16 protein-coding genes are annotated in these 20,854 nt (G+C 71.5%); 10 read left to right on the top strand and 6 right to left on the bottom strand.

Annotated features, from left to right (window positions below):
• Positions 1–283: GDP-mannose 4,6-dehydratase (locus tag BMG523DRAFT_RS07925; RefSeq protein WP_023841595.1), on the bottom strand; the 283-nt coding region annotated here is incomplete at its 3' end.
• A 46-nt stretch (positions 284–329) separates the two neighbouring features.
• Positions 330–2,633, bottom strand: a complete 2,304-nt coding sequence (locus tag BMG523DRAFT_RS07920; protein ID WP_043590778.1) for a bi-domain-containing oxidoreductase — start codon at positions 2,631–2,633, stop codon at positions 330–332.
• Positions 2,634–2,881: 248 nt separating this feature from the next.
• Between BMG523DRAFT_RS07920 and BMG523DRAFT_RS07915 the strand changes: the two genes are divergently transcribed.
• The 8 genes from BMG523DRAFT_RS07915 to BMG523DRAFT_RS07880 all read left to right on the top strand — a co-directional run bounded on the left by BMG523DRAFT_RS07915 (position 2,882) and on the right by BMG523DRAFT_RS07880 (position 13,478).
• A complete protein-coding gene (locus BMG523DRAFT_RS07915) occupies positions 2,882–4,102 on the top strand; it encodes a glycosyltransferase family 4 protein (protein ID WP_043590777.1) in 1,221 nt (406 codons plus the stop codon).
• 169 nt (positions 4,103–4,271) lie between these two features.
• Positions 4,272–5,597 carry a glycosyltransferase family 4 protein gene (locus tag BMG523DRAFT_RS07910; RefSeq protein WP_011435747.1) on the top strand — a complete coding sequence of 442 codons (1,326 nt, stop codon included), beginning with the start codon at positions 4,272–4,274 and terminating at the stop codon, positions 5,595–5,597.
• Positions 5,594–7,453 (top strand): FkbM family methyltransferase, encoded by a 1,860-nt coding sequence (locus BMG523DRAFT_RS07905; RefSeq protein ID WP_043590765.1) that lies wholly within the window; start codon positions 5,594–5,596, stop codon positions 7,451–7,453. The genes BMG523DRAFT_RS07910 and BMG523DRAFT_RS07905 overlap by 4 nt, the downstream gene beginning before the upstream one ends.
• Before the next feature lie 5 nt (positions 7,454–7,458).
• Entirely contained in the window at positions 7,459–8,454 is a 996-nt protein-coding gene (locus tag BMG523DRAFT_RS07900) for a glycosyltransferase (protein WP_023840573.1), read from the top strand.
• Positions 8,451–9,503, top strand: coding sequence for a glycosyltransferase family 2 protein (locus BMG523DRAFT_RS07895; protein WP_011435744.1), 1,053 nt, complete (start codon positions 8,451–8,453; stop codon positions 9,501–9,503). Before BMG523DRAFT_RS07900 ends, BMG523DRAFT_RS07895 begins: the two co-directional genes overlap by 4 nt.
• A complete protein-coding gene (locus tag BMG523DRAFT_RS07890; protein WP_043590762.1) occupies positions 9,500–11,542 on the top strand; it encodes a heparinase II/III family protein in 2,043 nt (680 codons plus the stop codon). The genes BMG523DRAFT_RS07895 and BMG523DRAFT_RS07890 overlap by 4 nt, the downstream gene beginning before the upstream one ends.
• A gap of 77 nt (positions 11,543–11,619) precedes the next feature.
• Positions 11,620–12,477: an FkbM family methyltransferase gene (locus BMG523DRAFT_RS07885; RefSeq protein ID WP_011435742.1), complete on the top strand. Its 858-nt coding sequence runs from the start codon at positions 11,620–11,622 to the stop codon at positions 12,475–12,477.
• Positions 12,474–13,478, top strand: coding sequence for a glycosyltransferase (locus BMG523DRAFT_RS07880; protein WP_011435741.1), 1,005 nt, complete (start codon positions 12,474–12,476; stop codon positions 13,476–13,478). The genes BMG523DRAFT_RS07885 and BMG523DRAFT_RS07880 overlap by 4 nt, the downstream gene beginning before the upstream one ends.
• On the opposite strand, the gene BMG523DRAFT_RS07875 is transcribed toward BMG523DRAFT_RS07880, so the two are convergent.
• From BMG523DRAFT_RS07875 to BMG523DRAFT_RS07860, 4 genes are read right to left on the bottom strand one after another with little or no spacing between them, the layout of a single operon-like run.
• Positions 13,462–14,232: an FkbM family methyltransferase gene (locus tag BMG523DRAFT_RS07875; RefSeq protein WP_023840571.1), complete on the bottom strand. Its 771-nt coding sequence runs from the start codon at positions 14,230–14,232 to the stop codon at positions 13,462–13,464. The two genes, BMG523DRAFT_RS07880 and BMG523DRAFT_RS07875, sit on opposite strands and share 17 nt — an antisense overlap.
• Complete coding sequence (locus tag BMG523DRAFT_RS07870) at positions 14,219–15,883, bottom strand: hypothetical protein (protein WP_049760858.1); 1,665 nt, start codon at positions 15,881–15,883, stop codon at positions 14,219–14,221. The genes BMG523DRAFT_RS07875 and BMG523DRAFT_RS07870 overlap by 14 nt, the downstream gene beginning before the upstream one ends.
• Positions 15,884–15,909: 26 nt before the next feature.
• Positions 15,910–16,782: a hypothetical protein gene (locus BMG523DRAFT_RS07865; RefSeq protein WP_051623794.1), complete on the bottom strand. Its 873-nt coding sequence runs from the start codon at positions 16,780–16,782 to the stop codon at positions 15,910–15,912.
• Positions 16,783–16,826: 44 nt separating this feature from the next.
• On the bottom strand, positions 16,827–17,909 hold the full coding sequence (locus tag BMG523DRAFT_RS07860; RefSeq protein WP_011435737.1) for a UDP-glucuronic acid decarboxylase family protein: 1,083 nt from the start codon (positions 17,907–17,909) through the stop codon (positions 16,827–16,829).
• A gap of 368 nt (positions 17,910–18,277) precedes the next feature.
• Here BMG523DRAFT_RS07860 and BMG523DRAFT_RS07855 point away from each other — a divergent pair, with 368 nt between their 5' ends.
• Together BMG523DRAFT_RS07855 and BMG523DRAFT_RS07850 are read left to right on the top strand one after the other, a co-directional pair.
• The gene (locus BMG523DRAFT_RS07855) at positions 18,278–19,510 is read left to right on the top strand and encodes a glycosyltransferase family 4 protein (RefSeq protein ID WP_023840568.1); all 1,233 of its coding nucleotides are present in this window, start codon (positions 18,278–18,280) and stop codon (positions 19,508–19,510) included.
• Positions 19,507–20,854, top strand: a 1,348-nt coding sequence (locus BMG523DRAFT_RS07850; protein ID WP_235462943.1) for a lipopolysaccharide biosynthesis protein, incomplete at its 3' end; no start/stop codon positions are given. The genes BMG523DRAFT_RS07855 and BMG523DRAFT_RS07850, both read left to right, overlap by 4 nt.

Here is a 20,854-nt window from a genome sequence, read left to right as displayed (position 1 = left end):
CGGTCAGCTCCGCCTGCTTCCACGACAACCCCACGAACGAGATCGCCCCCAGGTTGTACACCTCGTCCGGCTGCGAGATCTCCACCGCCCCGATCAACGACGGAAGATCCGTCAGATCCCCCTCCAACAACNCCNCCCCCGGCACCAGCCGCTCCACCGTCGCCACCTTCGGGTTCGACTGCCCCCGCACCAACCCGAACACCTCATAACCCTTCGCGGTCAGCAACTCACCCAGATACAACCCGTCCTGACCGGTAATCCCGGTAATCAGCGCGCGAGGCACGTCGAATCCTTTCGTCGAAAAAATCTTCGGCCGGGTTCCCAGCTATTCAGGAACCCAGCCGGGCCGGGCTTCGCGGTACCTCGGCACCGAGCGCGTCAGCGGCCGCGAGGGTCGCCCGGCTCGAGGCGAGCAGCTCCGCGGTGACACCGGTGTCGCTGCCGCGGCACATCCGCAGGAAGGCCGCCGCGGCGGCGTGATGCCCCTTGTCCTGCGGCCCCTTCCAGGTGGAACGTCCATCGATCACCAGTTCGCGGTAGTCGTCGATGCGGACGTGCCGGCTGCCCGCCAGCGCCTCGAGGTGCTCCTTACGCACTCCGCGGGGACGGGCGGAACTGTAGGAGATGGCAGACAGGGAACCGTCGGCATGCCGGAGCGTGACCGCCACATCGGGAGCAAGCAACAGCTCGGCCTCCCGCCCGGCGAGCGCCGTCACCGTGTCCACCTCGCTGCCGGCGAGCGCGGCACAGGTGTCGACGAAATGGCAGACCTCACCGAGCAGCCGGCCACCCTGGACCCGGTCGTTGTACCAGTGGTCGGCCGGCACCGGCCCGGCGGCGATCCGATAGCTCAACGTGAGAGGACCATCCCGGTCGGCCAGCGCCGCGCGAGCTGCGGTGACCGCCGGGGAAAAACGCCGGTTGTATCCGACGACAAGCACCCCGCCGCCGGTCGCCGCCGCCTTCTCCACCCGGTTGAGCTCGTCGAGGCTCAGCGCGAGCGGCTTCTCGCACCATACGTGCCGACCGCGTTCCAGGGCCCGGGCGGCGAGGTCGGCATGCGTCGCATGCGGCGTCGCGATGACGACCACGTCGACGTCGTCGTCGTCCAGCACGGCGTCGGCGCCGGCCACCGCCCCGGCGAACCCGTGCCGGTCCGCGAAGGCCCTGGCCGACCGGCCACCGGCGGAGGCCACCGTGACCAACTGGTCAAACCCGGCCGCCCGGAAGGCGGGCAGCAGAACCGATCCGGAGAACGTCCCGGCCCCGATCCAGCCGACCCGGCTGCCCCGACGTCCCGCTGGGGCGGATCGCTGGCGGGGCACCCGCGGCCGCGGGCTGACCGACCGGTCCCGGGTCGGGCCCGCGCTGTGCGCCAGTGCAGCCCCGGCCACCGCGGACCCGACCCGTTCGGACCCGACCCGTTCGGACCCGACCCGTTCGGACCCGACCCGTTCGGACCCGACCCGTTCGGACCCGACCCGTTCGGACCCGACCCGTTCGGAGGCAGCCGACGCCGGGTAGTCGAAACGGATCCCCAGGTACGGCTCGCTGCGGGTGGCGACGATCTCGTAGGCCCGCGGCGCCGCGTCGATCGGAAAGGCGTGGGTGACAAGATCATCAACTCGCAGCCGGTCGGCCGCGAGCAGGTCGAGCACGGCCTCCTGGTTGCGTCCCTCGGTCCAGCGGACCTGCCCGGCCGGGTAGTCAACCCCCCACTCCTCGTAGCCACGCTCGTACCGGCCCGGTCCGTAGGAGCGGGCGAAGCGCAGCGTCAGCTCCTTGTCGTAGAACGGCGCGCGAAGCAGGCCCAGTCCGACGTCACCCACCACGACCAACTGCGCCCGGTCCCGGGCCAGCGCGGTGGCCCGCATGACCGGTTCCGCCGAGCGACCAGCGGCGCAGATGAGGACCGCGTCGGCACCACGGCCCCGGCTCCATGCGCGGACCGCGGCGGTGGTGGCCTCGCCGGACTCCCGCAGCGCACGGACACCGCTCGCCTCGGCGGTGACCAGCGGCAGATCGGCAAGGTCGATGCCGGCGACGTCACATCCGCTGGCGAGCGCGAGCCGGGCTGCGAGCTGACCGACCAGCCCCAGCCCGACGACCACCACCTTCGCCCCGGGGCCCACCTCCGCCAGGCGCAGCCCGTGCAGGGCGATAGAGCCGATCGTGGCGAACGCCGCCGCCCCCGGGTCGACCCCGCCCGGCACCCGGGCGCAGAGCAACCCGGGAACGGCCTGGAACTCGGCGTGGTTGGCGCGCCCGGCCCCACCCGTGGCGACGAGGTCACCGGGGCGGATGCGGTCAACCGCGGAGCCCACCTCGACGACGCGACCACATCCGCTGTAGCCGAGGGGAACGTCGGCGCCGAGCCGGTCCCGGACCGAACGCGCGGCCGGGATGAGACCGTCGGTCCTCGCCTTCTCCGCGACCTTGCGGACAAGGTCCGGGCGGGCCCGCGCCTTGGTCAGCAGCCCGGAGCGGGCGAGCGTGGTAACGGCACGTTCCGTGCCGGCGGACACGATCGTCGCAACGGTCGCCACCAGCACCTCGGTCGGACCGATGACCGGCACGGGAACGTCGACGACGCGCACCGCCCCGCCGGACGCCGCCTGTACCACCTGCTTCACCACGCCACCTGCTTCACCACGCCACCAGGGCGCCGCCGCGCCGGCCGACGGTCGGCGCCGGCAGGTGGACCCGCACCCACGCGCGGACCCGTACCGGCGTGTCGGCCCGAGTCTTCGGTACGACCGGGGGAAGTGAGGGCGTCGGGGGCGCCCACGCTCGCATCATGCTGCGCAGTGTAGTTGATGCATTACATTCAGCGATGAACATCGGCCTCGCCCATTCGAAGTGTCAGACCCGGAGGAACGGCATGCTCGAAGCGTCGGCCGCCGCGTGCATCGTCACCCTCGCGGCGACCCCGATCGTCATCGTCGGCATGCGTCGGATGGCGGCGATCGACGAGGTCACCGCGCGGTCCTCGCACCAGGTCCCGACCCCGCGTGGCGGCGGTATCGCAGTCGTCCTCGGGCTGTTCGCGGGCATCGGCCTGGCGGTGTGCATCCCTGGGCCCGGCGACGCCCGCGACCTGCTGTCGTTGACCATCGGCATCGCCCCGTTCGGCCTGATCGGACTCGTCGAGGACCTCAGCGGCATCGCTCCGCCGCGCCGGCTGGCCCTGCACGTCACCGCGGCCGTCGTCGCGGTGACGGCGGTGCGCGGGGCGGTGCTCGACGACCCGGTTCCGAGCGGCACAACCGTCCTGCTCGTCACGATCATCGCACCGGTCTGGATCACCGCGTTCGTCAACGTCTTCAACTTCATGGACGGCATCAACGGCATCTCGGTGACGACGGCGGTCCTGGCCGGGGCGGCGTTCACGGTGCTCGGAGCCGTCCAACACGTGGACGCGATCACGACCGGCGGTGCTCTCACGGCGGCCGCGGCGCTCGGTTTCGGCCCGTTCAACTTTCCTCGGGCCCGCATCTTCCTCGGGGACGTGGGCAGCTATTCGCTGGGAGCCGCGATCGCGCTCCTGGCGGTGCGGGCGGTCCTGGCGGGAATACCGGTGGAGACCGCCTTGGCACCGACGGCGCTGTACCTGGCCGACACCGCCTGGACTCTGCTACGCCGGGTGCGGGCGAAGGAACAGTGGTACCTGCCCCACCGCACCCATGCCTACCAGCGACTCACCACCGCCGGGTGGTCACACACCCGGGTGACCGGGCTGGTTGGCGTCCTGACGGCGGTCCTCGTCGCCTTGGGATTCGCCGCGGACGGACCACTGCCCGTTCGCCTGCTCGCCGACACGGCGGCCGGGCTGGTGCTCCTCGGGTACCTGAACGCTCCACAGCGCGTCGCGGCGGGACGGGACTCCGCCCGCCACTCGCGCGCCGTTCCCGCCCGCCCGCACCCGTCCCCCATGCCGGCCGCGTCCCCCACACCGGCCGCGTCCCCCACACCGGCCGCGTCCCCCACACCGGCCGCGTCCGGAGTCGCGGCGATCCCGTCGCAACGCCGGCCGACGAACCCGGACAGGACAGACCGGACCGACGGGACCCGGCCACTGGGGGATGCCGGTCGAAGCCACTGATCGGCTCGTACCCCGCGACCGCCAGGCGGCCGACAACGACGACGGATGGCAATGAGATCGATACGAAGCGCGACACACGCGATGCGACATCGCCTACGTTTAGTCACTCACAGAATACAATACATTACTCATGGTGAAGTATGTAAAGGGCGACTGGAGGTCGAGGTCGGTGGTCCCCTCTCCTGTCCGGTCGCGCGTCCTGCTGGTGACGCACTACTTCCCCCCGGAGACCGGAGCTCCCCAGTCCCGGTTGTCGGAGACGGCACGCGCGTGGGCGGCGAACGGGCTCGACGTCACCGTACTCACCGGCATGCCGAACCACCCGACGGGCAAGATCCCTGCCGCCTATCGCGGCGCCTGGCTGCGGACCGAGCGGGTCGACGGGTACCGCGTCGTACGCACCTGGCTCTATGCCACTCCCAACGAGGGGATCGCCCGCAAGACCCTCGGTCATCTGTCGTTCATGGTCACCAGCGTCCTGCTCGGCGGCCGGCCCGCCGGCCCGGCCGACGTGGTGGTGGTGTCCTCGCCGACCTTCTTTCCCCTCGGCTCGGCCTGGCTGCTCGCCAGGCTGCGCGGCGCCCGGCTGGTTGTGGAGGTCCGCGACCTGTGGCCGGCCATCTTCGAGCACCTCGGCGTCCTCACCGACCGGCGGGTCCTCGGCGTTCTCGAACGCCTCGAACTCGCCGCCTACCGGGCCGCCGACGCCGTTGTCACGGTGACGGAGGGGTTCCGGGAGGACATCGTGCGACGAGGCATCGCGCCGCGCAAGGTGCACGTGATTCCCAACGGCGTGGACCTCCGCCGGTTCCACCCGACGACCGCGGCCTCGGCCGACATCCGGGCCTGGCTGGGCGCCACCGACGGCGACACCCTCGTGCTCTACCTCGGCGCCCACGGCATCTCGCACGGACTGACCTCGATCGCCGACGCGGCCGCCCGGGTGACCGGCCGGCCGATCCGGTTCGCCTTCGTCGGTGAGGGGGCCGAGAAACGCAGGCTCGTCGGGCACGTCGAGAGCCTGGGACTGGCCAACACGGTGCTGCGCGACGGGGTTGCCCGCGAGGAGGTACCCGCCGTCGTCGCGACCGCCGACATCTGCGTTGTCCCACTGCGGGACGTGCCGATGTTCGACACGTTCATCCCGTCGAAGATGTTCGAGTTCCTCGCCGCGGGCCGCCCGGTGATCGGGGCGGTCCGCGGCGAGGCGGCCCGGATCCTCCTTGCCGCCGGGCAGATGGTCGTGCCCCCCGAGGACTCGGCCGCGCTGGCGGAGGCGATCCTGGTCCTGGCGGCGGACCCGGACCGCCGGGCGCGGATGGCCCGCGGCGGGCGGGCGCACGTCGAGGCCCACTACGATCGCGACGATCTGGCCCGCCGGTACCAGACGCTGCTGTTCGACAACGCACCGTTCCCGGCGCCGCCTCCACCGACGACCCTTTCCCCACCGGTGCAGGTACCTGCACCGGTACCTGCACCGGACGTGGTCGCATGAGGTTCCTCATCACCGGTGGCACCGGTTTCCTCGGAAGCCGGGTGGTCGACCGGGCGCTCGCGGACGGACACCGGGTCGTCGGGCTGGCGCGCAGCGACGCGGCGGCGACGAAGCTGCGCCGACACGGCGCGGGGACTGTGCGCGGTGACCTCGACGATCCGGCGACGTTGCTCCCGGCGTTCCGCGAGGCGAACTGCGAGGCGCTGATCAACATCGCCTCACTCGGGTTCGGCCATGCGGAGACGATCGTGACCGCCGCCCGTGCGGCCGGCATTCGCCGGGCCGTCTTCCTTTCCACCACCGGGATCTTCACCACGCTCGATCCACCCTCGAAGCGGATCCGGGTAGCGGCCGAGGGGACCATCGCGGCGAGCGGGCTGGACTGGACGATCATCCGACCGACGATGATCTACGGGGGTCCCGACGACCGGAACATGGCCCGGCTGCTGGCGCTGCTCCGGCGCGTTCCGGTGCTGCCGGTCCCCGGCGGGGGGCATCATCTGCAGCAGCCGGTGCACGTCGAGGACCTGGCCCGCACCGTGCTGCGCGCAACGACGACCGCGGCGGCGATCGGACGCGCCTATGACGTCGCCGGGCCGGAGGCATTGACGTTCCGGCAGGTCGTGATCACGGCCGGCGCCGCCGTCGGCCGGCGGGTGATCTGCGTGCCCGTGCCGGTCCGCCCCGTCATCGCCGTGACCCGCGCCTACGAGCGGCGGGTGTCCTCGCCAAGGTTGAAGGCCGAACAGATCGCCCGGCTCATCGAGGACAAGGCGTTCGCGATCGACGCGGCCCGCCGCGACCTGGACCATCGTCCGCGGCCGTTCGCGGCCGGTATCGCGGCGCAGGCCACCTCATCACCCTATCGGGTGACCCCAAGCCGCTCTCCCGACCGAACGGAGACCCGGATGTTCCGGATCGACCAGGCCACCCAGCTGCTCCAGGACCTCCAACGGATCGCCAGGGTGGCTGGTCCCCCGACGGCGCTGCGCTTCGGTGCCGCCGTGGCCCGGCATGCTCCGACCATCCGCCGGGCGGGCAACCTGGATGCCGCCGACCGAGCGATGGCCGCCGGCGGCCACACCTACCGGCCGCTGCCCGGGGTGACGGTCATGTTGCCCGGCACCGCGTTCGGCGGCGCGCGCGAGATGTACTGCCGCGGGGTCTACCACGCCCTCCCCGGGTACGCGCCGGCGGCCGGCGAGGTCGTCGTCGACCTCGGCGCAAACCAGGGCCTGTTCTCGGTGCTCGCGGCGCGAGCGGGCGCCGATGTGATTGCCGTCGAGGCGCAGCGCGGGTTCGCCCCCGCCTTCATCAACCATGCCGCCGGCAACGGTGTGTCGAACCACATCCAGCTGCTCCACGCCCTGGTCGGTCCGACCGCCGGCGTGTTCGCCGATCCGCGGGCCCGCCGGAACGCGACACACTGGGACGGGGACGTCGACGTCCTCACCATGGCAGAGGTGTTCGAGGCTGGCGGGGTCGACCAGGTCGACCTCGTCAAGCTGGACATCGAAGGCTCCGAGTTCGCCCTGTTCGACGAGCCTGGATGGCTGGACGCGGTTGGTCGGATCGTGATGGAGGTGCACACCGGGTTCGGCGATCCCCGTACGCTCGACGACCTGCTGGTCCGGCACGGCTTCGAGGTCACTCTGCTCGGTAACGACCTGGTGCCGACTGCCCATCTGGGCGACGCGGCGTCGGGCTACCTCTACGCCCGCCGGACCCGATCGACGACCCGGGCCATCCGCGGGTCCGCGCAGCCCGACGGTCGCCCGGTGTCGGTACCCGGCAGCCGCCCGTCATCCGAGCCCGGTTTCGTCGACGACCCCGCACCGCGGGGTGTCTCGGCGTGAGGCCGATGTCCAGCACCCACCCGATCCTGGTCGACTGTGCCGGTGCCCGGATGGGCGGGGCATTGCGGTTCCTGACCGAACTGGACGGTTACCTGAGTTTTCGGCCGGGCCTGCAGGTCCATCTGGTCGGCCGAGATCGCCGGATCGGACCGGGCTGGCTCGCCCGCCGGGAGCGGCCTGGGCGGTACGCGCGCGCGATCGCCCTCAACAACGTCGGCTTCCTCGCGACCCGCGGCGAACGGTGGGTCCTGCTGCGCAACGTGCTGCACTTCCTGCCGGCGGAGGAGGCCCGGCGGCTACCCGGCGGCCTGCCCGACGGCGTGGCACGGACAGCACGTCTCGTGCGGCTGTTCGCCCGTCGTGCGGACGTGGTCGTCGTACCGACGACCACGATGGCGGACCGGGTTCTCACCATACTTCCTAGCCTGTCCGCCAGGCTGGTGGTCCGGCCCCATCCGCTGTCCCCCGATCCGACCCCTCCCCAGGCCCGTACGCCGGGCCGGTTTCTGTGTCCCGTGTTGTTCGCGCCGTTCAAACCGATGGGGCACTTGCTCCGCATGGTCGATGCCGCCGCGACCCGGCTTCAGGAGGAGATCGGAGCCCACCTCGCGATCACGGTCACCGCGACCGATCGCGAGGCCCACGAACACGGCCTGTCCCACTGTCGGACGCTGCGGTTCGTGGGCCGGCTGACGCCGGCCGAGCTGCGGGCCCACCAACGCGATGCCGGCGCGTTGCTGCAGCCGACGACGATGGAGTCCTTCGGCTACCCGCTCGCCGAGGCACGGCTCGCCGGGATACCCGTCATCGCCCGCGACACCTCACACAACCGCGAGGTGGCCGGCCCGGTTCTGGTGCCGTACTCCCGGGAGTCGGCGGATGATCTCGCCGTGGCGCTGCGCACGGCGCTCACGTTCACACCACGGCCCGAGACGGGAAACCCCTTCGATCCGACGCGTTACTTCGACTGGTTGCTCGACGCAGGAGAGAGCTCACCGTGACGACGCAGACCCACCGAATCCCGCCGCGCCAGGGCCCGTCGTTCCCCGCGGCACCACCGGCCGCACCAGAACCGGCAACGCCAGCACCGGCCGCGCCAGAACCAGCCGCGCCAGAACCAGCAACGACGCGAACCCCGCGCCGAGCGAACTGGCCGACCCCCTATGACACCGCCGCCCCCGCCGGATCGACACAGCCACAGCCGGCGCCGGGATCGGTTCCCGTCACCGCGATCATCCTCGCCCACAACGAGGCACCAAACATCGTCCGGGCGATCAGGTCCGCCGGTTGGTGTCGACAGGTCGTCGTCGTGGACTCGGGTTCCACCGACGGCACCGCGGATCTGGCCCGCGCCATCGGTGCGACCGTCTGGCACGAGCCCTGGCGTGGGTTCGCCGGCCAGCGGCAGTGGGCGATGACCAACCCGGGGATCGCCCACGACTGGGTGTACTTCCTCGACAGCGACGAATGGGTGTCGACCGCGCTCGCCGCCGAGATCGCCGCCCGGCTGGGGACGGCGGACTGCGCGGCCTACAGCCAACGACGCCGGCTGGTGTTCGAAGGCCGCTGGATCGCGCATTGCGGGTGGTACGCGAACAGCTGGCAGGCGCGGCTGCTCGATCGGCGGGTGGCGTACTTCGACGCCGCCGTCACCTACAGCGAACGGGCCGTGGTCACTGGTGAGGTCGGACGGCTGTCCGCCGACCTGATCGACGAGGACCACAAGGGACTCGCCGCCTGGCTACGCAAGCACGTGCGCTACGCCGAACTGGAGGCGGCGCGCCGCGTGACGCAGCCCGCTGTCCGGGAGCGGTTGGCGCGGGTCCGCGAGGAGGTGCGCCGGCCCACCGGGTCGACCCGACCGCTCACCCGGACCATCGCGAGGGACGTGATCTTCCCGCTGGTTCCGGCCAAGCCGGCGGTCCTCTTCTGCTACATGTACCTGCTACGGAGCGGATGGCGGGATGGGCGGCAGGGGCTGCTGTTCTGTCTCTACTACGCCTGGTATGAGCTCACGATCGGCGCACTGACTCGGTCCGTTCACCGGTGACCGCGTCGGTTCCGCTCGGTCGCTACCTGCGCACCACCGCGGGACTGCGACCGGTCCAGCTCGGTGCCCGTGTCCGGCTGCGCGGGCAACGGGCCGTCCTGAGTCGCCACCCGGGCCTGGGCGAGATGCTGCTGCGCGGCAGGCCGCCAGCGGAATCCTGGCCGATCGGGTTCCTGCCGTTCGACGGCAGATGCCCGCCGGCTCGGCCGATGTTCGACGAGATCGTCGCGGGCCGCCTAACCCTGCTCGGTCACTCCCGCGATCTGTGTCCCCGGGACTCCAACACTCCCGCTACTGGAACCCCCGTACCCCCCACCCCCACGACCGGCACCCCCGCGGGGGCCGGCGCCGCCGCGGCCCCCGCCCGATGGGACTGGAGGCAGGCCGACGCTCCGCTGCTGTGGCGCTACCATCTGCACTACTGGGACTGGGCATGGGCATTCACCACCGAGGCTGTCCAGGGGCCCGCGATGTTCGCCCGGCTGTATCTGGCCTGGCGGACCTCGGTGGCCCTGGGCGATCCGGTTGCCTGGTCGCCCTACGTCGTGTCACTCCGGGCCTGGACGCTGTGTGCCTTGTGGCCCCGGCTCGCGCGGGGAACGCCCGCCGAGATGGCGGTCCTCGCCGACCTCGGCGTCTGCCGGTCCTTCCTGCGCACTCATCTGGAGACCGACGTCGGCGGGAACCACCTGCTGAAGAACTACAAGGCGCTGATCGGGCTGGCGGTCGCCGATGACGACGCCCGCGGCCGCCGACGATGGGTCGACGCGCTGCTGCGCGAGCTCGATCGGCAGGTCCTCAGCGACGGTGGACACTACGAGCGCTCCCCCACCTATCACTGTCAGGTGCTGGCCGACCTCGACGACGTCGCCGGGCTGCTCACCGCGGCGGGCCACGTGGTGTCCGGCGCCCTGCTCGACGCGGCCGGCAGGATGCGGGCCTGGCTGACGGCCGTACTCGGACCGGACGGCGTGGTTCCCACGCTCAACGACGGGTTCGCGGTGCCCGCCGAGGCCCTGCGGCTGCTTCTCCCGGCTCCGGTAAGACCGACGCCGATCGCAGTCCAGGGTCCGGGTCCCGTTCCGATCCCGGCACCGCGCCTGGCCGAGATGCCCACCTCGACGTCGCAGTCGACCGTGGGGACCGTGCCCCGTCCGCGGACGCCCGCATCTGACCGGGCCGACGCCCTTCTGCTGGTCGACAGCGGTCTCGCCGTGCTGACGGCTGGACCGTGGCATCTGCTCGCCGACGTGGGCCTGCCCTGTCCCGAGGAGCTTCCGGCCCACGCCCACGCCGACACCCTCGCGTTTCTGCTCTGGCACGACGGCCGGCCGCTCCTGGTGGATACCGGGACCTCGACCTACGCCCCCGGACCGGATCGGGACGCCGAACGCGGTACCGCCGCCCACTCGACCGTCATCGTCGATCACGCCGACTCGACCGAGGTCTGGGGCGCGTTCCGGGCGGGCCGCCGGGCCCGTCCCACTCTTGTCACGATGTGCCACCACGAAAACGTGGCGACGTTGGCCGCCGGCCATGACGGCTACCGCCACCTTCCCGGGCGACCCGTGCACTGGCGGACGTGGCGACTCGACCCGAGTGGGTTGTCCGTCGACGATCGGATCACCGGGGAGGGCCGCCACCACGTCGAGGTGCTGTTCCACTTCGCCCCCGGGGTGTCCGTCACCGCCGCGGCGGCCGATACCAGGCGAACCAGTACCACCTCGATCGGGACCACCTCGATCGGGACCAGCCGGAACGCGGCCACCCGGAGCGGGGCCACGGATGCGCTCACGGTGACCACCTCCCAGGGGCGGCTGGTCCTGCGGGCCGGCGGACCGGGGCGGTGGGTGGTGCGCTCCACCCGCCGGGCGGTCGGATGGAGCCGTACGGTGCCGGCGTACACCGCCGCGTACGTGATCGATGCCGAGCTGCCTGTCGCGGTACGCACCACGGTCGTCCACGAAGTCCGCTCCGGCGGCCCGCGCTCCGGCAACCTGCGCTCCGGCGACACGGAATCGTCGCCCGCCCGCCTCTGACGCACACCCGGACCTGACCCGCCCCGGTCGCACCGAATCACCACGAAACCGAACAAACTTCCCGACGGGAGAACACCGTGCCGACCCTGTCCGTCCTACGCCCTCTCGCGGAACGGCTCACCCACCATCTGGTGGTGGCCCGCCGCCTGCCGCCTCCCTTCCAGGCGACGCGCATCTACGTCTCTTCCGAGGCGGGTCTGAAGTATCTGCGCCCCAGTCTCGCCGCCGTCGATCCGGTCCTGACCGACCTGGTCGGCGAGGTCGTGCGCCCCGGCCACGTGGTCTGGGACATCGGCGCGAACGTGGGACTGTTCGCCTTCGCCGCCGCGTCCGCCGCGACGTCGTCCGGCACAGTCGTCGCGGTCGAGCCCGACACCTGGCTGGTCGGGATGTTGCGCCGGTCGCAGACACGGTCACCACGCCACGGCGGATCATCGGCCACCGATGGCCGCGCCACGGTGAAGATCCTGCCCGCCGCGGTCGGTGCGGCCCCGGGGATCAGCACGTTCCACATCGCGAGTCGCAACCGCGCGACCAGCCATCTGGACGGATTCGGCAGCAGCCAGACCGGCGGCACCCGCGCGGCACAGCTCGTGCCGACCTTCACCCTGGACGGCCTGCTCACCCATTTCCCGGCACCGGACGTCGTGAAAATCGACGTGGAGGGGGCCGAGCACGCGGTCCTCAGCGGTGGGCGCCGGCTTCTGGGCGACATCCGCCCGACCGTGATCTGCGAGGTCACCGGACGCAACGCCGAGGCCGTCGGCGACCTGCTGCGCGGGCACGGGTACCGCATCGTCGACGCGGAGGTTCCGCCGCCGGCCCGGCGGCCCCTGACGGCGGCACCCTGGTCCACGTTGGCCGTGCCAGACGTCCCGCCCTCCACCCCGCGACCCGCGTCCGGGCAGGTTCCCGAGCCCCTGGTGCGCGCATGAGGACCACGGCGGTCATCGTCCACTGGGGGCCGACCGGGCCGACGATGGATCTGGCCGCGCAGCTGGCGGCGATGCCTCAGATCAGCGAGGTCGTCGTGGTGGCGAACGACCTGCGAGGACGACCCGACGGCCTCGGGGAAGAGACGGCCTGGCTCGTCCCCCCCGGCAACCTCGGTTTCGGCGGCGGCTTCCGGCACGCGTGTGACGCCTATCCGGCCACCGACTGCTATCTCCTGCTCAACAATGACGTCCAGCTCGTGCCGGCCACCGTCGACGCCTGTCTGGAACTACTGTCCCGCCCGGGCGTGGGCATCGTCGGACCCACTCTGGTCAACGCCGACGGTCTGCATCCGGGCTTCGCCGGGCTCACCCGCGTCTTCACCGTGCCGCGCGCCCGCCGGACCCCCACGGACCACGCCGATGACGTGCCGTGGGTCACCGGCGCGATCACCTTTGTCAAGGCCGAGTGTCATCGGCAGGTGCCGATGGCCGTTCGGTACTTCCTGTACTACGAGGACGTGGATCTCTGCCAGCGCGCTCGGGCGGCCGGGTGGCGTGTCCTCGTCAGTCCGGCCCAGGCCTGGCACACCGGTGGGGGGACGGTACCCGGCAACGGCTACACCTACTACACGGTGCGCAACCGGCTGTGGTTCGCCCGCATCCACGGCCGCCCGCGGCAGGTGGCGCTGGTGACCGCCTGGCTGCTCCTGGCGGTGCTGCCCCGGGTCGCCGTGTCCGAGCTGGTGCGCCGGCGCGGAATCGTCCGCGTCCACTGCGGCCTGCGCGGCGTCGTGGACGGTCTCGCCCGCATCCCCGACATCGACCAGACCCTGCCCGGGGAACCCCGGGCGTCCCGGTGGAGTACGTGGACACGCGAGGCCCGCTCCGTCCCGCGTCCTCGCCCGGCCCAGGACCGGCCGATCGGTCCGTCGGACCCCGCGGGGGGAGTCGACCGGCGGGAGAAGGCTGCCGGCACGGGGGAGCTCACCCGTCCCGGCTGAGCGTGACCACCACTCCGTGGCGGTCGACCACCTGGAAGCCCAGTCCACGCGCGGCGTCGAGCAGGTCCGCCGCGGTGACGGGCCGTCCCTCGAAGGTCGTGTCGTGCATCTCGAACACCGCTCGACGGCACCGGTCCAGCGCGCCCGGATCCCCCAGCAGAAACGACGCCTCCGCACCCTCGATGTCGCTGACGAGGTCGAACTCAGCGATCCTCTTGCGTACCAGCAGGTCCCGAAGCGTGGCCGCCGGAATGGTGACGGTCCGCCGTGACGCGTCGTCCCACAACCGGGAACCGAGGTTGTTCCCGACGAGGGCGAACGCCACCGGACCCACGGCCTGCGTGATCGCCCTGTTCTCCACGTCCAGGGTGATGTGCCCGGCGTACGCGGCCAGGCGTCGCGTGAGGCCCTCGATGAGGTGGGGATTGGCCTCCACACACACCAGCCGCGAGCCGGGTGCCAGCCGCGAGGCGATATGCGCGCTGGTGATGCCCAGACTCGCACCAAGTTCCACGACGGTGCCCGAGGTCGTGAGATGACGGCGGATCATCCGGATCTCGGCCCCTTCGTACAGCCGCCAGAACAGCGCCGCCCGCGCCTGCGGGGTGAAGTCGCGGTCAGCCACGTCGAAACGCAGCCCGTGGTTGGGGACCCGGTTGCGGGTGGCCGCCGCGATGACCGTTCCCACCGCCGGGGACGTCAGGGCACCGGCGATCGAGATCTTGGTTCGGTAAAGAACATCACTGGCGTCCATAAGCAAGATTTTTTCCCTTCGTTGCGGGCCGGGCGCCACCGTAGGCGAAGCGTGCCGTCAGGAACAGCACGGCCAGCTGGATGGGCAACGCCGCGAGGAGGTCCCCCACGCTGCTCTCGGAGTTGACCAGTTGGAGGAAGAGCGGAACGAAGATCACGATGTAGCGTAGATCCTTCATCGGGTCCCACGCCTCGTCGATCAGTCGGAAACCGGCGCCCAGTAGTGCCATGCCGACCAGCAGGGGAAGCAAGCCCCCGTGCAGATAGAGGTCGGCCTGGGGGGAGACAGCGGCCGCGGAGTAGATCCGGGCGTTCCCCGAGAGGTACTGCTGTTTGAACTCGTAGCCGGTGGCCCTGATCGGTTTGTCGGGCCAGACCGCCCGGGGCACGGCGGTCAGGACGGGAGCCAGGAACAGCTCGTTGATGTCCCGGTAGGGAACGATGTCGGGAGACAGCTGGACGACGATGGCCAGACTGTCGATGCCTCGCATCCGCGAGGTCAGGTACTCCAACGGTGACTCCCCGGGGCCTTCCCCCGCGGGGGCGTCCCCGGACAGCGTCCGGCCCAGCACGGTCGGCGCCATGGACACCGCCGACCGAGCGTCCATGGTGTGGCTCTGGCCGCGTACCTGGGCCCGGTAGGAGGCGTTGTAGGGAATCAGCACGAGGACGAAGATGGCGGCGGCCGCGACGATCCACCGCATCGGAAGCCGGCCGCGGGCGACGGAGAACGCGATCAGCACTCCCCACACGCTGGTCGCGAACACCCCCTTCATCCCGCTGGCGACAGCGAAGAGGATCTCGACGGACAGCAGGGCGACGAAGGTCCGCCGACGCCCCCCGCCCCCGTCTTCCCTGCCCCGGGCCAGATCGACGGCGGCGATGAGCAGGGCGGACATCCCGAGGCCGCCGAGCAGGGTGAGCGGCTGGGCGTAGGCACTCGCCTCGGAGACCTTCTGGGACGCGTCGCCCAGGTAGGCATACTGGCCCAGGAGAATCTGCAGGACCCGGGCCGCCACCGAGATCCCGCACAGGATCCACAGCACGCTCCGGTCGCGCAGCCGGGTACCGGTCCCGGGCGCCGCCGCGGTGGCAAACCGGGTGGCCGCGCGCGTCACCAGCCGGCCCGGGCCGAGCAGGTATCCGCAGGTCCACAGCGGCAGGGCGAGGCTCGCCAGGGCGAGTGCCCGCAGCACGCCGTCGAGATGGATCTGCGGAGTGTCCAGCTGGGGGGTGTGCCAGACCAGTGACACCAGCCCGAACGACATCCCGGTCCACAGCAGGTACCAGGGGCCGAGACGGAACAACCCCAGCCCGTAACCACGCCCCGCTCGCGCACCGACCAGGAGCAGCGCGGCGAGGCATTCGAACGTGAACGCCACCGAGCGCAGGACCACCCGGTCGGGCTCGGACGGCAGCCGGAGCGCCTCGACGAACCACGGCACCACGCCGACCATCACGATCATCAGCCACAGCAGCGGCGGACGGCGGACGGCGTGGGCAACCCTCCCACCCGGCACGGCCGGGGCGATCACCACGGCGCACCCGAGGGGATCGGCGAGGCGTCGCCGGCAGGCGTACCTGAGTGGCGCCGCGGACATCCCGCGAGCGGGCAGGCGGCCCGGGACGTCCGCCAGCAGAGAGTTCGCCAACAGAGAAGATCAGGCATGCCCGAACCTCACGCCGTCCGGTCGCGGGGCAGCGGCGTACGCCGCAGGGTGACGGCGACCTGTTCGAAACGCTCCCAGCCGTCGTGGAGCGCGAGCACGTTCGGCGAGAAGACGCCCTGCCCGGTCAGCCCGCGCCGGCTCAGATTGAGGATCCGGTAGCCGGCGGCGGCCAGCAGCGAGACCAGCTCACCGGGATTCTCCCCGGCAGCCCGCCGATCCCCTTCGCCGCGGTGGCTGTTCTCGCCGGAACGGTCTCCGCCGCGGCGGGCGGGGCGGGGCGGCATCGCCAGCAGGAGGGCCGGCCGATGCGCCCGTAGGAGCTCACCGGCGCCGCGCAGCACGTCGAGGCTCTCGGCCTCACCACCGATCCTGACCAGGGCGGGCGGTCGGTGCCGCGCGGCGTGGGCATCGAGGGTGATGGGCGTCGCGCCCGGGATGGGCGCGACGCCCACCGCGGCACTGGCACCCACCGTGGCACTGGCACCCACCGCGGCACTGGACAGGTGGACACTCGAGAGCCGGTTGCGCTCGACCAGTGCCGCGAGCGTCGCCCCGGTGCGCGGTGCTTCCTCGAAGGCATGCACCTCGCCGGCCGCTCCCACTACCCCGGCCGCCCACAGGGTGTAGATCCCGAGGCCAGCAGCGACGTCATAGCAACAGTCACCGGGGCGCAGAACCGCGTCGAACACCGGCGCGAGCGCTGGTGGCCGATAGCGGGGACCGCTGTAGGTGTTCGCAGGGTCCTGCATCCATCGGGTCGGCCAGCCACGACCGCGCAGGCTGGGAAGGCCCGCGGCCAGACGTCCCGCCAGCCGCCAGCGCAGCGGACCGGCACGATGCCCGGAGATCGCCGCGAGGTTTCCAGAGCCATCCTGGGTCACATACTTAAAGTAGTCGACGTCTTACAAAGAGCAATGGATTGAGGTCACGAATCCGTCGCGTCGTCCTCACCCACCTTGACCGCCAGCCCCGGTTCACCAGTCCGCACGGTGAACCCGTCGCGATCACCGCCCAGCACGTCCGAGCCTGCCGGCGGCTCCTGACGGGGCACCAGCCACGGGGACCGCGGCCGCTCGACACGTCCGTGGAACCAGGCCACGGTGCGGGCAAGCCCGTCCCGTACGTCCACCAGGGGTCGCCATCCAAGCGCCTCCCGCGCCAGCGTGATGTCGGGGCAGCGCACGGTGGGATCGTCCTGCGGTCGCGGAACGAAGGTGATCGGGACGTCAGCCCCGCATACCTCCACGACGAGCCGCGCCGCATCAATGATCGTCATCTCCTGGGGACTGCCGAGATTCACCGGACCGGGAAGGTCGCTGTCCAGCATGCGCACGACCCCCTCCACCAGATCGTCGACGTAGCACAGCGACCGGGTCTGGCGACCCTCGCCCGCAACGGTGACGGCTTGGCCACGCAGGGCCTGCGCAATGAAGGTCGGGATGGCACGCCCGTCGTCGGCGCGCATCCTCGGCCCATAGGTGTTGAAGATCCGGATGATCCCGGTGGACGTGCCGTGGGTGGCGCGGTGGGCGGTGGTCAACGCCTCGGCGAAGCGCTTGGCCTCGTCGTACATGCTCCTCGGACCGATCGGATTGACGTGGCCCCAGTACTCCTCCGGCTGGGGGTGGACCCGGGGGTCGCCATAGACCTCCGAGGTGGAGGCCAGAAGGAACCGGGCGTTCTTGCGATATGCCAGATCCAGCAGGTTCGCGGTACCCGACGCACCGACCGACAGAGTCTCCAGGGGCAGGGCCCGATAGTCCACCGGGGACGCGGGGGAGGCGAAGTTCAGCACGGCGTCGACCGGGCCAGTGACGTCGATCGGCTCGGTCACGTCCCGCCGCAGCAGGCGGAACCCGCCATGCCTCCGAAGATGGTCGATGTTGCCCGGCCGGCCGGTGAGGAAGTTGTCGACGCAGATCACCTCGGCACCCCGAGCCAGCAGGCGGTCACAGAGATGGCTTCCGAGGAAGCCGGCCCCGCCGGCGACGACGACCCGCCTGGTCACTCCAACCACCACCCGTGAGTAAGGAAAGCCGGGCCATGGGCGTCACGTACCGCCATCGGTCGACAACGACACTGCGCGCCCCTCGGACAGCCCCCCTTCTATCACTGACAGTGATAGAAGGAGGACGACCACGGCGGGGAACCCGCGTGTCTCCACCCGATGACGCCGCAACCGCCACCCACCGCCACTCAGGCCCCACCGCCACTCAGGCCCCACCGCCACTCGGCACCCGCGATCCGCGACCCACGACACGCATCTACAGACAGTTGCTCGATTAATACTTTGAGTGACAGAGTCGGATCGATTCGTACTGGCGCACGGCCCACCCGGTCCGATCAGCGGTCATTGCGAGGAGGAACAGCCGGCTCATGACCTCCGTCCCCAGGTCGACGACGGTGGCAGTCGTCGTATCGCACGCGATCCAGCATTTCGCGCCGCTGTACCGGGCGTTGACCGAACACGAGGTGGATCTTCGGGTGCTCTTCCTGTCCCGATCGGGCCTGGAACGCTACTTCGACGCGGATTTCGGCCTCGACGTGCAGTGGAAATCGGACGTCGTAACCGGTTATCACCACGAGTTCATCGCGGACCTGCCGCTGCGCCCTGGCTGGCGGCAGCCCGACGTCACCCGGCAGATGGTTACCCGGACCTGGGCGGCCCTGGACCGACTGCGCCCCGCATGCGTGCTCGTCTACGGATACCGGTACGCCCATTCCCTCGCGGCGCTCGCCTGGTGCCGGCGACGAGGCGTACCCGCCCTCATGATCAGTGACAGCGAGCTCCTCGGCCAGCGAACCCCAGCCGTCCGCGCCGTCAAACGGCTCACGCTGCCCCACCTGATGCGTTCAGTGAGCGCATTCCTCACGATCGGCGACAACAACGAGGCGTACCTGGCCCACTATGGAGTCCCCGCCACCCGCATGTTCCGCACGCCGTATCCCACCGATGAGACGGCGCTGCGGGCCGTACTGGCGCATCGGGACAAGCATCGAACGGCGATCCGCGCCGAGCTGGGCATCGCCCCGGACGCCCTTGTCGCCTTGTTCGCCGGAAAGATGATCTCTCGGAAGCGCCCCCTCGACATCGCGGACGCACTGCGCATCCTCACCCGCACGCCCCGGGGTCCGGTCGACCGGGAAATCATCGTGATCATGGCTGGGGACGGAGTGCTGCGCGCCACTCTCGATGCGGTGGCCGCCGAGCTCGGCGGCGCGTTGCGGATGGTCGGATTCGCCGACCAGGAACGGCTCCCCCGCCTGTACGCGGCCAGCGACCTCTACCTGCACCCCGCCGAGCGGGATCCGCATCCGCTGGCGGTCAAGGAGGCGGTGCTCTGCGGCCTGCCGGTGGTGGTCAGCGACCGGGTGGGCTCCACCGGCCCGACCGACGACGTCCGTCCCGGCCGCAACGGCCGGGTTCACCCGGTCGGCGATGTGGACGCGCTCGCACGGATCCTCGGGGAGCTGCGCGCGCGCCCCGACGTCCTGGCCAGGATGGCCCAGGAGTCGGAGAAGGTGATCGGCGACATCGAGCTCGCCGCGTCCGTGGACGGCTTCCTGCGCGCCGTTGCCCATGTGCGCGACACCGCTCGGCGCGGATGACCAGAGCCGTCAGCCGCCGGGCCGTCATGACCGGCCCGCTCGCGAGCCGGCTTCCCCGCTCCACCGTCGCCGTACTCGCCGGCAACGCGGGCACGCTGGTCGTCGGGACCGCGACCGGCGTCCTGGCCGCCCGCGCTCTGGGGCCGGTGGCCCGCGGCGAGTTCGTCGCGCTGCAGACCTGGGCGGGCATGCTCGCGATGGTGTTCGCCCTGGGTGTTTCCCAGACGCTGGTCACCGATGACGGTGAGGACCGCGCGCTGCTCGGCCCGCTGCTCACCCAGACCGTCGCGTCGGCGCTGCTCGCCGCGGTGCTGTTCACCGTGGTGCCGATGCTGATCACTGTGGGCCCGGGCCGTTCGGGCGGCACGGGAGCCGGGCGGGGAGCCGCCTGGGACGCCGTCGCCGTGCTGGGCGCGACCTGCTTCACCGCCGCGGCCGTGGCCGCCTCCAACGCCGCCGGGCTCGCGCAGCGCCGCGGTCGGATGACCGGCGAGTTCCAGCTCGTCCGGTTGCTACCGGCGGCGGCGACACTGGCCGCGTTCGCCGCGCTCGCCGGCAGGGGAGTCCGCGATCCAGGCTTGTGGATGCTGACCCTCGGCGTGACGGCCCTGCTACCCCCACTCGGGTACCACGTGGCGGTGCTCGGCGGCCTTCCCGCCCTCGCGCGGCCGGGACGCCTGCTGCCCCGGCGCCGTTTCATGCGGTCCGCCCTGGGGGCCTACGGCACCGTCGTCGGGGCCCAGCTCATCTACAAGCTGGACATGCTGCTCGTCGCCACCTTCCTGGCCGCCGAGCAGGTGGCCTTCTACGCCGTCGCCGTCGCTGTCGCCGGCGCCTGCACGACCGTCTGCCAGGCGACCGGCATGGTGATGTTCAGCCGGCTCCGCACCCTGGTCGATCCCCGGCAGCGGGCCCGGGTGGTGCGCCGCGCGGTCATCGCCACCGTCGCCCTCGCCGCCGCGGTGGCGGGCACGATCGCCCTCGTCACGCCGACGGCCATCCGCATCGTCTACGGCACGCGGTTCGCCCCCGCCGCCCCGGCCGCCCAGGTCCTCGTGCTGGCGACCATCCCGCAGTCCGTCGACTACCTGCTCACCCATGTGCTGCTCGGGTTCCGTGCCGCCCGCACGGTGCTTGCCATCCAGGTCCCGGTCGCGCTGTCGACCGTGCTCGGCCTCGCGGCGGCGCTGCACGACGGCCGCCTGCCGATCGTGGCCGCGGTGTCGGGGATCACCTACACCGCCTCGGCCGTGTCGCTGCACCTGGCCAGTACCCGCCTGCTCGCCCGCGCGGCAGGCGCCTCACCCGACAGCGTCCCCCTGGACGGCGCCTCACCCGACAGCG

Origin of the sequence: Frankia sp. BMG5.23, from assembly GCF_000685765.2 — a bacterium.
Classification (GTDB): Bacteria; Actinomycetota; Actinomycetes; order Frankiales; family Frankiaceae; genus Frankia; species Frankia casuarinae.
Note: the sequence above shows the minus strand (reverse complement) of the source record. Positions and strands in the feature narration are given on the sequence as shown.

What these genes read in the sequence shown, in the direction of transcription:
- BMG523DRAFT_RS07880 (WP_011435741.1), top strand. Translation starts at nt 12,474, where the DNA reads ATGAGGACCACGGCGGTCATCGTCCACTGGGGGCCGACCGGGCCGACG.
- BMG523DRAFT_RS07915 (WP_043590777.1), top strand. Translation starts at nt 2,882, where the DNA reads ATGCTCGAAGCGTCGGCCGCCGCGTGCATCGTCACCCTCGCGGCGACC.
- BMG523DRAFT_RS07855 (WP_023840568.1), top strand. Translation starts at nt 18,278, where the DNA reads ATGACCTCCGTCCCCAGGTCGACGACGGTGGCAGTCGTCGTATCGCAC.
- BMG523DRAFT_RS07905 (WP_043590765.1), top strand. Translation starts at nt 5,594, where the DNA reads ATGAGGTTCCTCATCACCGGTGGCACCGGTTTCCTCGGAAGCCGGGTG.
- BMG523DRAFT_RS07900 (WP_023840573.1), top strand. Translation starts at nt 7,459, where the DNA reads ATGTCCAGCACCCACCCGATCCTGGTCGACTGTGCCGGTGCCCGGATG.
- BMG523DRAFT_RS07875 (WP_023840571.1), bottom strand. Translation starts at nt 14,232, where the DNA reads ATGGACGCCAGTGATGTTCTTTACCGAACCAAGATCTCGATCGCCGGT.